At 37.9% G+C, this 13,193-nt stretch carries 15 protein-coding genes, 1 pseudogene and 2 riboswitches; of the genes and pseudogenes, 8 read left to right on the top strand and 8 right to left on the bottom strand.

The genetic code is table 11. The features are described from left to right. Nucleotides 1–197: 197 nt before the first annotated feature. Nucleotides 198–623, top strand: coding sequence for a hypothetical protein (locus BN2425_RS06755; RefSeq protein WP_052352792.1), 426 nt, complete (start codon nt 198–200; stop codon nt 621–623). 78 nt (nt 624–701) lie between these two features. Further along, on the top strand, nt 702–971 hold the full coding sequence (locus BN2425_RS06760; RefSeq protein ID WP_042456680.1) for a hypothetical protein: 270 nt from the start codon (nt 702–704) through the stop codon (nt 969–971). Between the two features lie 67 nt (nt 972–1,038). On the opposite strand, the gene BN2425_RS22465 is transcribed toward BN2425_RS06760, so the two are convergent. Continuing rightward, on the bottom strand, nt 1,039–1,542 hold the full coding sequence (locus tag BN2425_RS22465) for a hypothetical protein (RefSeq protein WP_042456683.1): 504 nt from the start codon (nt 1,540–1,542) through the stop codon (nt 1,039–1,041). Nucleotides 1,543–1,595: 53 nt separating this feature from the next. After that, a riboswitch (cyclic di-GMP riboswitch) is annotated at nt 1,596–1,681 on the bottom strand. Nucleotides 1,682–2,065: 384 nt separating this feature from the next. On the opposite strand from BN2425_RS22465, the gene BN2425_RS06765 reads away from it, so the two are divergent. Next, nucleotides 2,066–2,890 (top strand): ATP-dependent DNA ligase, encoded by an 825-nt coding sequence (locus BN2425_RS06765; protein ID WP_042456686.1) that lies wholly within the window; start codon nt 2,066–2,068, stop codon nt 2,888–2,890. Between the two features lie 89 nt (nt 2,891–2,979). Here the strand turns inward: BN2425_RS06765 and BN2425_RS06770 are convergent, their stop codons facing one another. The 3 genes from BN2425_RS06770 to BN2425_RS06780 all read right to left on the bottom strand — a co-directional run bounded on the left by BN2425_RS06770 (nt 2,980) and on the right by BN2425_RS06780 (nt 5,988). Then, nucleotides 2,980–3,984, bottom strand: coding sequence for a tyrosine-type recombinase/integrase (locus tag BN2425_RS06770; protein ID WP_042456690.1), 1,005 nt, complete (start codon nt 3,982–3,984; stop codon nt 2,980–2,982). 94 nt (nt 3,985–4,078) lie between these two features. Next, on the bottom strand, nt 4,079–5,395 hold the full coding sequence (locus BN2425_RS06775) for a nucleobase:cation symporter-2 family protein (protein WP_042456693.1): 1,317 nt from the start codon (nt 5,393–5,395) through the stop codon (nt 4,079–4,081). After that, entirely contained in the window at nt 5,392–5,988 is a 597-nt protein-coding gene (locus BN2425_RS06780) for a xanthine phosphoribosyltransferase (protein ID WP_042456695.1), read from the bottom strand. Before BN2425_RS06780 ends, BN2425_RS06775 begins: the two co-directional genes overlap by 4 nt. A 123-nt stretch (nt 5,989–6,111) precedes the next feature. After that, a riboswitch (purine riboswitch) is annotated at nt 6,112–6,213 on the bottom strand. A gap of 300 nt (nt 6,214–6,513) precedes the next feature. Here BN2425_RS06780 and BN2425_RS06785 point away from each other — a divergent pair. Next, nucleotides 6,514–7,704 (top strand): glycine C-acetyltransferase, encoded by a 1,191-nt coding sequence (locus tag BN2425_RS06785; RefSeq protein ID WP_042456698.1) that lies wholly within the window; start codon nt 6,514–6,516, stop codon nt 7,702–7,704. 24 nt (nt 7,705–7,728) lie between these two features. Then, nucleotides 7,729–8,694, top strand: a complete 966-nt coding sequence (locus BN2425_RS06790) for an L-threonine 3-dehydrogenase (protein ID WP_042456701.1) — start codon at nt 7,729–7,731, stop codon at nt 8,692–8,694. A gap of 255 nt (nt 8,695–8,949) precedes the next feature. Here BN2425_RS06790 and selD read toward each other — a convergent pair whose 3' ends face one another. Then, complete coding sequence (gene selD, locus BN2425_RS06795) at nt 8,950–9,969, bottom strand: selenide, water dikinase SelD (RefSeq protein WP_406603186.1); 1,020 nt, start codon at nt 9,967–9,969, stop codon at nt 8,950–8,952. Nucleotides 9,970–10,193: 224 nt separating this feature from the next. Here selD and BN2425_RS06800 point away from each other — a divergent pair. Next, nucleotides 10,194–10,379, top strand: a pseudogene (locus BN2425_RS06800) (Rdx family protein); the annotation flags it as partial. An 82-nt stretch (nt 10,380–10,461) separates the two neighbouring features. Here the strand turns inward: BN2425_RS06800 and BN2425_RS06805 are convergent. Continuing rightward, the gene (locus tag BN2425_RS06805; RefSeq protein ID WP_042456710.1) at nt 10,462–10,866 is read right to left on the bottom strand and encodes an Hsp20/alpha crystallin family protein; all 405 of its coding nucleotides are present in this window, start codon (nt 10,864–10,866) and stop codon (nt 10,462–10,464) included. Between the two features lie 102 nt (nt 10,867–10,968). Here BN2425_RS06805 and selA point away from each other — a divergent pair, with 102 nt between their 5' ends. Beyond that, complete coding sequence (selA, locus tag BN2425_RS06810; RefSeq protein ID WP_042456713.1) at nt 10,969–12,381, top strand: L-seryl-tRNA(Sec) selenium transferase; 1,413 nt, start codon at nt 10,969–10,971, stop codon at nt 12,379–12,381. Between the two features lie 46 nt (nt 12,382–12,427). On the opposite strand, the gene BN2425_RS06815 is transcribed toward selA, so the two are convergent. Continuing rightward, the gene (locus BN2425_RS06815) at nt 12,428–12,568 is read right to left on the bottom strand and encodes a small acid-soluble spore protein P (protein WP_042456716.1); all 141 of its coding nucleotides are present in this window, start codon (nt 12,566–12,568) and stop codon (nt 12,428–12,430) included. 111 nt (nt 12,569–12,679) lie between these two features. Between BN2425_RS06815 and BN2425_RS06820 the strand changes: the two genes are divergently transcribed. Next, nucleotides 12,680–12,949 (top strand): hypothetical protein, encoded by a 270-nt coding sequence (locus BN2425_RS06820; protein WP_042457133.1) that lies wholly within the window; start codon nt 12,680–12,682, stop codon nt 12,947–12,949. Nucleotides 12,950–13,025: 76 nt separating this feature from the next. Here BN2425_RS06820 and sspO read toward each other — a convergent pair whose 3' ends face one another. Further along, complete coding sequence (gene sspO / locus BN2425_RS06825) at nt 13,026–13,175, bottom strand: small acid-soluble spore protein O (RefSeq protein WP_042456719.1); 150 nt, start codon at nt 13,173–13,175, stop codon at nt 13,026–13,028. Nucleotides 13,176–13,193 lie beyond the last annotated feature (18 nt).

Below are 13,193 nucleotides of genomic sequence, written 5' to 3' on the forward strand. Positions count from 1 at the left end.
AATTTCAGTTGACAATTACAGAATTCTCTATATACTGCAAAAAGATTTTTTGATCAATTAGACTTGGATACCAAAAATAATTTAAAAGTTGATGTCACTGATACAATAGCACAATTTACTAAAAAAAAGGTAGAGAACGAAAGCCAAATAAAAACGATGAGTCGGCAAGAGTAGATATTCTGGATTTTCAAGGTGATATGAAGCTTAATTTGTTTTCCTATATTATGGAAAAGACAAATGCAAGAACTGATAATATAGGAGAGAATTTCTTTAACATAGCTAGTGCCTATGATAATTTTTACAATAATCCAGACTTAATTTATATTGTTGGTGAAGTTTCGCTGCCAGAAGTATTTTTAAACAATATAACTAAACCGTTACCAGAAGTAACGGAGTATATCAATAATTTAAAAATAGAAATTGATAAGAGGAAACAGAATTCAAAAGGAAAATACGGAGTTAGTATTGGAATGTCAAAAGAAGCGGTATTAAATTCTTCTTGGGGAAAACCACAAGACATAAACACAACTATTACTCAATTTGGGACTCATGAACAATGGGTTTATGGTGGGGGGAATTATTTATACTTTGAGAATGGAAAATTAACTTCAATTCAAAATTAGATAATCTTTCACAATTATATTAATAAAACGCTTTCAAAGTAGATTATGCTTATGTGTACCTAAATTTGGAGGTGTTCTATGAGTTCTATGAAACATATCATTCAGTTTTGCAACACATACACACAAGAAATACTTAGAGAAGAGTCATATGAAAATTTCAAAAGAATTGAAGAGATAATTACTGGTTTAAGCAATGCGGTTGGTGAAATTTATATATTGGACAGTAGTATGAGAATGCACGTTGCTGCCTATGTAACCGATAAAATTATAGTAACTGATCGTGAGTTTATATATAAGGTATTTTTTAAAACAAAGTTATGTGAATTACAACCAATGGTTAGAAGGTAGAGGTATAGTTACAATAAAGTAATAGACTTCAGTACAAAAAAACCAGCTAAAAGCTGGTTTTAGTATATTAAGGTGTAATTGATGAAGGGAACAACTCATTGAATTTTGCATCTAAAGCATCATTACCCTCTTGAATTTTTGTATTAGCGGTCTTAGTTAACTCAGCTTGTTTGTTAGCAATATCAGTAGTTGCCTGCTGATCTGCTTGTGTTTGTAATTCATCATTATGGTCAGTAATTTCTTTAGTTACTCTTGCTTTTTCAGTATCTCCCCAACTACCAACTTCTGTCTGAATTTTATTTTTAAGATCAGATAAAAATCCGCTCAAAGAAGTGACGGCATTTGTTTTTTCTGAATCACCTGTGTTAGTAATGTCTGTATTTTTTGTACCGAAAATACTATTAGCATAATCACTAATCTGAGATAAGAATACAGGATTCATAGCAGCAAATGCTCCTGTTCCTCCAACAAGTAGACCGAAGGCTAAAGTTGCGCCTGCTATCTTCTTTTTAAATGAAGATTTTGATCCAGAAGCTAATTGTGCAATTCTCTCTTTTCTAGATTGTTCCATATTGACTTTTCCCCTTTTTGAGATTCTATTTTTGAATCTCCACTTTAAAATAAAGTGGCAACTGGCTGACGTAGTGAAATACACCTTAGTCCCTATAGTTTTGCGTCCACGTTTTTCAACGTGTTTGCATTATTATTTAACAATAAAAAACATATTAGTGTATATGAGTAAATTTTGGATATAAATCATTCTTTTCATTATCTAAATGAAACTTTAAGTTAAAGATAGTCAGAGTAGCTGTAAAAGCTGCTCTTTTTGCTTATTATTAACTTATTTGGTATTAATGGAATATTTTTACATATCATTTTTGTATTTATATAATAACTATAAAAAAATAGATGAGAAAACATTCTATATAAAAGGTATAGGAACTGTAACGTATGAAGGTTAGTTAGATATGGAGAAGTTAGTAAAAAGGTTGCTGAAATCTAATAACATTACTGGTAATAGTGACTAGAATTTACATTTAATTACCATAAAGTAATAATCAAACCTCATGTTAAAATTACTATGAGGTGCTTTTATGTTTATATCTCCAATGCTATTACAAAAGACAGATCATCCTTTTGATGATGATTCATATATTACAGAATTGAAACTTGATGGATTCCGTACCATTTGGACAAAGTTCAATAATCAAGTGAAAATTTATACCAGACATAATAATGATATTACTTCTAAGTTCCCTGAGTTGATTAATATTCCTGTACCTGATGGGACTGTTTTAGACGGTGAAATCATTGTATCAGATGACAAGGGTAGACCAGATTTTGAATCGGTTATGGAAAGGTTTATGTCTAAAAAGTCAGAACACAGTATATCATTTTGTGTATTCGATATTATTTATTTTAATAGTCAAAGGATTTCTAACTTACCCTTGATTGAAAGAAAAGCAATACTTGAAGAAGTCATTACAGAGGATACTCCAATATTAAATAAAGTTAAATGGATTGAAGGAAATGCTGAACAATACTTTGAATTGATAAAGCAGAATGAATTAGAGGGGATAGTACAGAAACGTTCTGAATCTAAATATCAGATTAATAAGCGTTCCAATGATTGGTTAAAGGTGATTAATTATACTTATGAGAATGTTTGTATATCCGGCTTACGGAAAAATGACTTTGGATTGCTGCTGAACTTTGAAAGTGGGGAGTACGCTGGACTAATGGAGTTCATGCCTACTGCAAACAGGAGGGAATTCTATAAGCAATCTAAAGACTTTATTGTTGAGGAAAATGATAAGTTCATTTACTTTGATCCTAAAATAAAAATGAAAGTTAAATATAGGAACTTAACAAAAAAGGGACTTCTAAGAATCCCTAGTTTTGTGGAGTGGGTTTGTTGAATGAGTGGCTACTTTTGTCACTTTTAATTTTAATATTATTTGAAGTTCATTAAGAAAAGACGATACTGAATGTACCGTCTTTTTCTTTGTTATCTTAATTTACCTCTTTTCTTTACTTTTACTAAAGGACTATATAATTCATGTTGATTTTTTATTATTTGTTCGTCAAAGTGAACATATTTTTTGGTAGTGCTTATTTGGCTATGTCCAACAATAGATTGAACAGCAAAAAGTGAAGCACCTGAAGCTAACATTTCTGTAATTGATTGTCTTCGAAAATCATGACAGGTAAATGTTTTATTAATTCCTGCTTTTTTTACATACCTAGTGAGATTTCTTCTAAAAGTATCTTCAGCCATTTGTTCCCCATACCAGTTTAAAAACAGATTTCTGTTTTCAAAATGAGTTTGGTTTTCTGAAATTAATTCGATTAGCATTTTAATAACTATACCCGATAACGGTATTATTCTTGATTTTCTTCCTTTTGCTTTATCGGCAGGTAATATTATTCTTCTTCCGCTTAAATCAAGATCATCAATAGTGATACTTATCGCTTCTTTGATTCTTAATCCAGTGTCATAAAGAAGAAACATTATACACTTATCACGAAATTGAGGGTACTGGCTAGTGTCTGGGACATTCAATAATTTTTGCATTTCAATTTCATTAAGTGGGTGAAAAATTCTTTCATCCTCTTTTATAAACTTGACTTGTTCAGGAGGATTTACATTAACTAATTCTTCTTTCTCTAAAAAGTTATAAAAGGTTTTAAGAAATCTTAAACGAGCATTAGTTGTTTGAATTGATAGACCGTATTGCTTAGTTTTGTAATTAAAATGGTCATTCCTTAAATAATTTATATATAGTCTTACAGTTTGAGTTGTTAACTGGTTAATGGTTATAACTTCAGCATGAAACTCATTTAACCAATTTCTAAAAAAATGAAAATGCTCATGATAACTTGTAAAGGTGGGATTTCTTAATCCTTCAGCTTTTTTCGATGAAAGGAAGTATTCATATGCTTGTTCAAATGTAAAAGCTACTAATTCAGTTTCTTCTTTTACGTTTCTGCCTAAAACACGTTTTCTTTTCATTGACGTCACCTCATTTATACTATTTTCGTTAAGAAAATGTAGGCAACGTATCGACATATTTTACATAGTAATATGTCGGATATTAAAGAGTGCTTTATGCTACAGTTTGACCCTTCGAATTGTTTAATTTTTGGTTTTGCTTCATTGGCTTTTTCATCACATTAAATACAAGATTAAGAATAATGGCTGTAAGGCTTCCGGCAACAATACCGCTGTTGGAGAGAATCTTGATGGTTTCAGGAAGCTTGGCAAACAAGTCTGGAACTGTGGTAACGCCCAGTCCTACCCCAACGGAGCAGGCAATAATCAATAAATTTTCTTGTGAAGAAAAATCAACCTTGCTCAACATTCTGATTCCAGACGCAATAACCATACCAAACATCGCAATCATTGCACCGCCCAAAACTGAGGTAGGGATGACCGTTGTTAAAGCTGCCACTTTTGGAAGAAAACCTAAGAATACGAGTATTCCACCGACGGTATAAATGACTCGTTTATCTTTTACACCAGAAAATTGGACAAGCCCGACATTCTGCGAAAAAGTGGTGTACGGGAAGGAGTTGAACAAAGCACCAATCACACTTGCCAAACCTTCAGAACGATAACCTTTGACTAAATCGTCTTCGGTAAGTTTTCTTCCCGTGATGTCACTCAAAGCAAAATAAACGCCAGATGATTCTACCAGACTGACAATTGCCACCAATGTCATCGTGATAATCGGAGCGAGTTCAAAGGATGGTACAGCAAAATGAAATGGGCTTACCATATGGAACCAGGATGCATCTCCAACTGCAGAAAAATCAACCTTACCCATAAAAGCAGCAGCAATGGTACCGGCAATCAGTCCTAAAAGAATCGAAATAGCCCGTACAAATCCTTTGGAAAAACGGTAAAGAATAATGATAAAAATTAACGTTCCAAACGCTAGAACGATATTTGAAATTGAGCCAAAGTCAGGGCTTCCTTGGCCGCCAGCCACATTATTCATTGCCACAGGGATTAAAGTGGTTCCAATAATTGTTACAACAGAACCTGTAACAACTGGAGGAAAGAAGCGAATTAACTTTCCAAAATATCTGGAAATTAGCATGACAACAATTCCTGAAACCAATATCGATCCGTATATGGCGGAAAGACCATATTGCCCGCCAATGGCGATGATTGGACCAACTGCCGTAAAAGTACATCCCAAAACAATAGGCAGCCCAATGCCAAAGTATCGGTTTTGCCATACCTGCAGCAAGGTCGCAATGCCGCTTGTTAATATGTCTAAAGAAACTAAATAGGCCAGTTGCTCACTGGATAAACCAAGCGCACCGCCAATAATCAGCGGAACAATAACGGCACCGGCGTACATCGCCAAAACATGTTGAATTCCTAATGAGGCTATCTTCATTGGATGTAATTTCATTTCATCAATTCCTCCACTTTTTCATTGATAAAAGTTACGTTTCCGTTTGATAGTGACTGAATTCGTGCTAGAGATTCGACGCGAATTCCCATTTCTTTGAGTATCTCTGCACCTTGCTGGAACGACTTCTCAATGACAATCCCTATGCCGGCCACATCGGCACCGGCTTGCTGCACCAATTGAATCAGGCCCAAAGCAGCTTGGCCATTGGCTAAAAAGTCATCAATAATTAACACTCGATCTTGTTCATCCAAATATTTTTTCGAAAGAGAAATTTCGTTGGTTTCGTTTTTAGTAAAAGAATGGACAGCAGCCGAAATTAAATCCTCTGTCAATGTCAATGGTTTTCTTTTTCTGGCAAATACAACCGGTACATTTAGATATAATCCGGCCATGATGGCTGGAGCAATGCCGGACGATTCAATCGTGACGATTTTGGTAATTTCATCTTTAGCGAACAAGGTAGCTAACTCTTTACCAATCTCCTGCATGAGAACAGGATCCATTTGATGATTTAAAAAAGAATCCACCTTTAGCACATGTTCTGATAAAACTTTTCCGTCTTTCTTAATTCTGTCTTCTAGTAGTTTCATATAAAACAGCCTCCTTAAACAATAAAAAGCCCAAAGGTTATCGCTCACACATTAGAGTGAGGCAATGACCTTTGGGCTTAAACGTCCATAAGGAATAAAATAGAAGACCACTAATGAAGCTGGTATCCTTCATTACCCACTCATAGTCGAATTGTTTACGGCAATCCGGTAGAAACTTGCGAGCCATATTCTCGCGATTATATGAGTGATACCTTTTAAGTTAATCAAATTATATCATGACAACATGGTTTTTCAACCCTTTTTCGTAAAAGTCCGAATGAAATATAATTTATCTTTAATTTTGTTCGTGTTATGGAAACCTTTCCAAAGCTAATTTTTGAAACATATTTACCAAATAAAAAATTCAAAATTAATGTCCACTGTATATGAACACTTTTAAAATTTTATGATAAATTATAAGTAAGGAAATGTTATTATATAGCGGTTGGCCTCGCTTACAAATGTCTTTACTGAGTGGACAATTGTATTTTTTTAGAAACATCATAAATCAAGGGGGAGATTCAGGTGTCTAGTAAACAGTTAGTGAAATTTTTAAATGAAAACCTTGAAGATTTAAAGGAGAAGGGTCTCTATAATGTCATTGATCCACTAGAAAGTGCCAATGGCCCTGTTATCACCATTAATGGGAAAGAGCTAATTAATCTTTCTTCTAACAACTATTTGGGTTTGGCTGCAGATGAACGTTTGAAAAAAGCGGCCGTAGATGCCATCAAGCAATACGGGGTTGGTGCAGGTGCGGTCCGGACCATTAATGGCACATTAAAGCTACATGTGGAATTAGAGAAAAAGTTAGCAGAGTTCAAACATACAGAAGCGGCCATTGCTTACCAATCCGGATTTAATTGTAATATGGCGGCCATTTCCGCTGTTATGGACCAAAATGATGCCATTCTTTCGGATGAATTAAACCATGCATCCATCATTGACGGCTGCCGGCTTTCTAAAGCCAAAATCATCCGCTTCAACCACTCGGACATGGACGACCTAAGAGCAAAGGCCAAGGAAGCAACGGAATCTGGTCAATACAATAAAGTCATGGTCATAACCGATGGCGTGTTCTCTATGGATGGAGATATAGCGTTACTACCGGAAATTGTGAAAATTGCCGAAGAATTTGACCTCATTACATATGTAGACGATGCCCATGGCTCTGGTGTACTGGGTGAGGGAGCTGGAACAGTCAAACATTTTGGTCTTTCTGACAAAATTGACTTTCAAATAGGTACTCTATCAAAAGCAATCGGTGTGGTTGGAGGGTATGTGGCCGGAAAGCAAAACCTGATTGACTGGCTAAAGGTCCGCAGCCGTCCATTTTTGTTCTCGACATCATTAACACCGGCAGATGTAGCAGCTTGTATCCGGTCTATAGAAATATTGATGGAGAGCACGGAGCTCAATAATAAGCTTTGGGAAAATGGCACTTATTTAAAACAGGGATTAAAGAAAGTCGGTTTTCATATCGGGAACAGTGAAACACCGATTACTCCCTGCATCATCGGGGAAGAAACGTTAGCACAGCAGTTCAGTAAGCGCCTAATCGAAGAAGGGGTCTATGCCAAAGCCATCGTTTTCCCAACGGTTCCACGCGGTACAGGGAGAGTGCGCAATATGCCGACTGCAGCCCATACGAAAGAAATGCTTGATAAAGCCATTATTATTTATGAAAAAGTAGGCAAGGAAATGGGTGTTATTTAATCTGTAAAGGATGGAGAAACCACCATGAAGCGTATTTTAGTAACAGGGGCCCTCGGCCAAATAGGTTCGGAACTCATCTTAAAGCTTAGAAACATCTATGGTGCGCACAATGTTATTGCAACCGATATTAGACAAAATGACAGCGAGGCTGCTCAAAGCGGTCCTTTCGAAGTGTTAGATGTGACTGATTTTAAGCAGATGATGAAAATAGCCACCAAGTATCAGGTGGACACCATTGTTCATTTGGCAGCCATTTTATCCGCTTCTGCGGAGGCGATGCCCGTGTTTGCCTGGAATTTAAATATGGGTGGCTTGCTAAATGCCCTGGAAACGGCAAGAGAATTGAAGTTGCAATTTTTCACTCCCAGCTCGATTGGCGCATTTGGCCCGTCTACTCCTAAAGACAATACCCCGCAGGATACGATTATGCGGCCTACTACCATGTATGGTGTCAATAAAGTGGCTGGTGAGCTTTTAGCAGATTACTATTTTTATAAATATGGTGTGGATACTCGGGGTTTAAGGTTCCCTGGATTAATCTCCCATGTCACGGAGCCAGGGGGAGGCACCACCGATTATGCGGTTGACATCTATTATAAAGCGGTTCAGGAGAAAAAGTATACCTCCTATATCGCGAAAGGGACATTTATGGATATGATGTATATGCCTGATGCCTTGAATGCGATTATTGATTTGATGGAAGCAGATTCGTCTCGGCTGGTTCACCGCAATTCGTTTAATGTGACAGCTATGAGCTTTGATCCTGAAGGGATTGCGGCCAGTATCAGGATGCAGATTCCCGATTTCAAACTGGATTATGATGTGGATCCTTGCCGGCAACAGATAGCAGAAAGTTGGCCCAATTCGCTTGATGCCTCTGCTGCAATGCAGGAGTGGGGGTTCCATTATGAGTTTGATTTAGATAAGATGACGGAGGATATGATTAGCAAACTACGGCAAAAGCTTAACTTAGAGATTCCCAAGCCATAATGGCTTGGGAATTTTAGGTCAGACCATGTACCTAAAGAAGAATCAGCCATGAGGACAAAAACTTAAAGAATTACTTGTTTGGTTGTCCTCAAAAGGCAGTCATGAAGACAGAACATTAAAGAATTGCTTATTTTTGACTTCATGAAGCCGTTATGAGGACAGATTCTTTAAGATTTGGTTGCTTCTTGTCCACATGAAAGGGCAATGACCAAATGCAAACATAAAAAAACAACGAAGCTGCAACTCGCTTCGCTGTTATCTTGTAACATAAATCAATTTGTCCTTTTTCTCTGTTACCCGGCCAATGATGGATGCAACAGCTATACCCTTAGAATGCAATGCTTCAACACAACTGTTTGCTTCCTCTTCACTAATCGAGACTAATAGGCCGCCGGACGTAACCGCGTCGCAAAGAACCAGCTGTTCCTCAGGAAGAATGTCTTCATAAACCACATCACCGCTCAGCCACTTATGATTCGACTTGGAACCGCCAGGAACCACGCCATCTTTCGCAAGCCCCACAGCACCATTGAGAATTGGTACTTGGGAAAGAGAAATCTCAAAGCTAACGTTACTGCCACGGGCCATTTCGCTTCCGTGTCCTAGTAACCCGAATCCGGTCACATCGGTAACAGAATGCGGATGATAGTTGGTTAACACCTCTGCCGCTGATTTATTTAGCATAGCCATCGTTTCCGTTACGATTCTTTCCTGTTCGGCTGTTACCGCACCGCGCTTGATCCCGGTCGTCATAATTCCCACGCCAATCGGCTTGGTTAAGATTAGAACATCGCCTGGCTTGGCACCAACATTTTTCCAAACCTTATCAGGATGAACCAGCCCGGTTACCGATAAACCAAATTTTGGTTCCTGGTCATCAACCGAATGGCCGCCAACTGTAAGGGCGCCAGCCTCTTTTACTTTATCGGCCGCACCGCGCAAGATATCTCCAAGCACTTGTGCCCCCAATTTTTTAATCGGGAAGCCGACAATATTCATGACTGTTTTGGGCTCACCGCCCATTGCATAGACGTCACTTAAAGAATTAGCCGCCGCAATCTGTCCAAACATATATGGGTCGTCCACTATGGGAGTAAAATAATCAACCGTTTGAATCAAGGCAATCGAATCAGTTAATTTGTACACACCTGCATCGTCGCTTGTTTCGTTTCCGACAATTAATTCTGGCACAGGATCTTGTTTCGGTAAAAGACGCAAAACTTGCGTCAGGTCTTCAGGACCAATTTTGCAGCCTCAGCCAGCTTTTGTGGACATTGAAGTCAAGCGGATTTTTTCTTGTTCACTCACTATGCTCACCTCCATTCCACTAGTATACCTCTTTCCTTATGAAACCGCACGATAAGTGCAAAAGATTTGCGGAATACTAATAATCTAGATAAAATATTTCTACTTACTAAATATTTCTCCAATAGGGGGTAAGCACAATGAAAAACTATCATATTATTGTTGAATTTTGCATGCAATGAAACTATGCGCCAAAAGCCGCGAGTTTCGCGGAAGAATTGTTTACACATTTTAGACGGGATATTGAAAAACTAGAACTGATCCCAAGCTCTGGTGGGGCGTTTGAAGTAACCTTAAATGGTGAAAAAATTTACTCCAAACTCGATACAGGTGTATTTCCTGATACCGAAGACATGATTCAAATTATTTCCCAAAAATAAAACAATACCCTCATGCCCAAATGGTATGAGGGTATTTGTATCCGGTAATTATATTATGTAAACTAGGTGTAAAAAAGAAAATCTATGGCAACGTAATATACCGGTCCTTTCCTTGACCTGCATTCGTCTTTGATATAACAATTTCAAGCACCTCATTTTCAAATGAAGCGGTTACGCAATGGTCGATAATGGGGAAGGGGAAGTCAATGGTTCGATTCCGTTGTGGAAAGGGTGAAGGATTAGTATAAGAATGTTTTTGTGCATTAATTATCAACCGGTTACCAGTGATTTTGACCGTTATTTCTGAGCTCGAAAAATCATTCATATAGGCTTCAACAATCCAGTCATTTTCTGTTTCGTAAATATCGATCTTAAATTGATTATGGTCCGCCAGCGAGGTTAACGGATCCAAAAAATATTCCCTTAGAAATCGTTCCATCCGCTCATCGTCAACAGACAGTTTTGATTGTATTCTTCTCTTTCTCATTCCACGATCCCCCTTGCTTGTATCATTCTATTCAGACAGTTAAAAAAGGTGTAAAAAGTGATATAATAGGCATACCAAGGATATGTGAAGGAGTTTTTAACTGTGAAAAAAAGCTTACGCGCAATTCCCCCGATCCATGTGTTGCAGCATCATGGACAATTTTTAACTCTTTTAGAGGAGACGGATTTGGATTCCGCCTCTTTAACAAAACATCTAAAAGAGGTAATTGAGAACATTAGAAATTCCATCATTCAAAATGAATGGGATGGCGCTATTCCTGGTACTCCTAAATTTACTGATGAGATTTTTCAACATTTAAAATTACAAATCAAACAACAGTTTTCCTTTACTTTAAAACGAGTTATTAATGCTACCGGAACTATTTTACATACAAATCTAGGTCGGGCGCGGTTAAGTGAATCTGCTATCCAGCATGTGGTTGAGACAGCAAGAAATTATTCCAATCTTGAATATAATTTAACGGAAGGTGAGCGAGGTTCCCGGCATAGTCACATTGAAAGCCTTCTTAAAGAAATTACCGGTGCAGAAAGTGCCATGGTGGTTAATAATAACGCTGCAGCCGTTTATCTTGTTTTAAGGGCATTAGCAGAGAATAAAGAAGTGATTGTTTCCAGAGGACAGCTTGTTGAAATCGGCGGCTCTTTCCGGATTTCCTCAATTATGGAGGAAAGCGGTGCCAGGCTAGTAGAGGTTGGCACAACGAACAAAACCCATTTAAGCGATTACCAAAGGGCTCTGACTCCTGAAACAGGAATTATTATGAAAGTACATACCAGCAATTTTAAGGTGATTGGTTTTACTCATACAGTTGAGACTGAGGAGCTCGTTCAGATTACAAGAAGCCAGGAAGGACTGATTTTCTACGAGGACCTTGGCAGTGGTGCACTGTACGATCTTCGTAAACATGGTATTGGTGAAGAGCCAGTAGTAAAAGATGTTCTTGACATGGGGGCTGATGTTGTTACTTTTAGCGGTGATAAGCTGCTCGGAGGACCTCAGGCAGGCATTATTGCCGGGAAAAAAGCGATTATTGACCAATTGAAGAGGCATCAACTGGCCCGTGTTGTACGGGTCGACAAGATGACCCTTGCTGCTCTTGAGGGTACATTAATAGATTATGCCCGAGGCGGGAAAGCCATTCAAAATATTCCAACCATTCGTGACTTACTGGTGCCTGCTACTGAATTAGACGACAGGGCCAGAAGATTTGTTACAAAATTATTACAATTGACTGACCGCTATCAAGCTACAATCTTTAAGGATACAAGCCAGGTTGGTGGAGGAACAATGCCGGATGTGGAATTGCCGTCTACCGTGATCTCCCTAAAGCATGTTACCTTATCGGCTGAGCAGCTAGGGAGAAAATTGCGTACCGAAACAAGCCCGGCCGTTGTCGGCAGAATTCAAAGAGATGAATTTATGATTGACTTAAGAACTGTGGCACCAAACGAGGAAGCTACGTTGTTAGACGCCTTATATACCGTAGGACAATAAGAATTTTGATCGGCTGACTCAACTTATGTGGAGTCAGCCGTTTTTTTTACATATCATGATGTGATTTGCTTTTTTGGCGGGTGTGATTGCGATTTTTTACTTTATGGGAACCGCTAAGCGGCTCAGGCTGCCCAGATTGCTTAGGCGCGTTTTTTCGCATATCTGCGCCATCATTTTTGTTGGTCATTTGTATCCCTCCTCATAGTTTTAGGATGGAATCATTATGTCATTTTATGCTGAATATTTTCCTGAAGTGTCGAGCAATTTAAAGGGTAATAACACGAAGGGAGAAGCAGCAATGCAAAGAAATCCTTATAATAAAAACAAACAAGAAGCATTTCAAGCAGCTCAGCAGGGATTTGAAAATGCTCAAGGACTATACGAAACCATTGTCAGTGACAGTGCAAATTATGGGCATCAGCTGAAACATTTAAAAGATGAAGTAAATGAGGCTTATCAACAAATTGAAAACGCACTGGAAGTAGCATCTGAAACTCAGAGGCCTCAGCTGGAACAGTTCCAAAGAGATTTGCAGAACATTGTCCAAGAAGTTAATCTTGAGGAATAAACTGAAAATCAACTTTTGAAAAAAGCGGAAACGTGCATCCGCTTTTTTCGTTTATTAAAAAGATATAGAAACCAAATCATTGATTTTTCTTTCGTTTTTTATTGTTAAGCTTTTCCATTTCCGTTAGTGGTTCCATTCCCATTTCTTCATTAAAACCGGCACCTTTGCCTTGTGCTTTCGCCGCATTCATTCCAGGCCGTACATGATTTGCCTTTCCTTTTGCCATTCGTTTCACCTCCTAATA

Source organism: Neobacillus dielmonensis (genome assembly GCF_000612665.1).
In the GTDB taxonomy this organism is placed as follows: domain Bacteria; phylum Bacillota; class Bacilli; order Bacillales; family Cytobacillaceae; genus Neobacillus; species Neobacillus dielmonensis.

Coding starts and splice junctions, on each gene's coding strand:
- BN2425_RS06755 (WP_052352792.1), top strand. CDS start 198: ATGAAGCTTAATTTGTTTTCCTATATTATGGAAAAGACAAATGCAAGA.
- BN2425_RS06760 (WP_042456680.1), top strand. CDS start 702: ATGAGTTCTATGAAACATATCATTCAGTTTTGCAACACATACACACAA.
- BN2425_RS22465 (WP_042456683.1), bottom strand. CDS start 1,542: ATGGAACAATCTAGAAAAGAGAGAATTGCACAATTAGCTTCTGGATCA.
- BN2425_RS06765 (WP_042456686.1), top strand. CDS start 2,066: ATGTTTATATCTCCAATGCTATTACAAAAGACAGATCATCCTTTTGAT.
- BN2425_RS06770 (WP_042456690.1), bottom strand. CDS start 3,984: ATGAAAAGAAAACGTGTTTTAGGCAGAAACGTAAAAGAAGAAACTGAA.
- BN2425_RS06775 (WP_042456693.1), bottom strand. CDS start 5,395: ATGAAATTACATCCAATGAAGATAGCCTCATTAGGAATTCAACATGTT.
- BN2425_RS06780 (WP_042456695.1), bottom strand. CDS start 5,988: ATGAAACTACTAGAAGACAGAATTAAGAAAGACGGAAAAGTTTTATCA.
- BN2425_RS06790 (WP_042456701.1), top strand. CDS start 7,729: ATGAAGCGTATTTTAGTAACAGGGGCCCTCGGCCAAATAGGTTCGGAA.
- BN2425_RS06805 (WP_042456710.1), bottom strand. CDS start 10,866: ATGAGAAAGAGAAGAATACAATCAAAACTGTCTGTTGACGATGAGCGG.
- BN2425_RS06815 (WP_042456716.1), bottom strand. CDS start 12,568: ATGACCAACAAAAATGATGGCGCAGATATGCGAAAAAACGCGCCTAAG.
- BN2425_RS06820 (WP_042457133.1), top strand. CDS start 12,680: ATGCAAAGAAATCCTTATAATAAAAACAAACAAGAAGCATTTCAAGCA.
- sspO (WP_042456719.1), bottom strand. CDS start 13,175: ATGGCAAAAGGAAAGGCAAATCATGTACGGCCTGGAATGAATGCGGCG.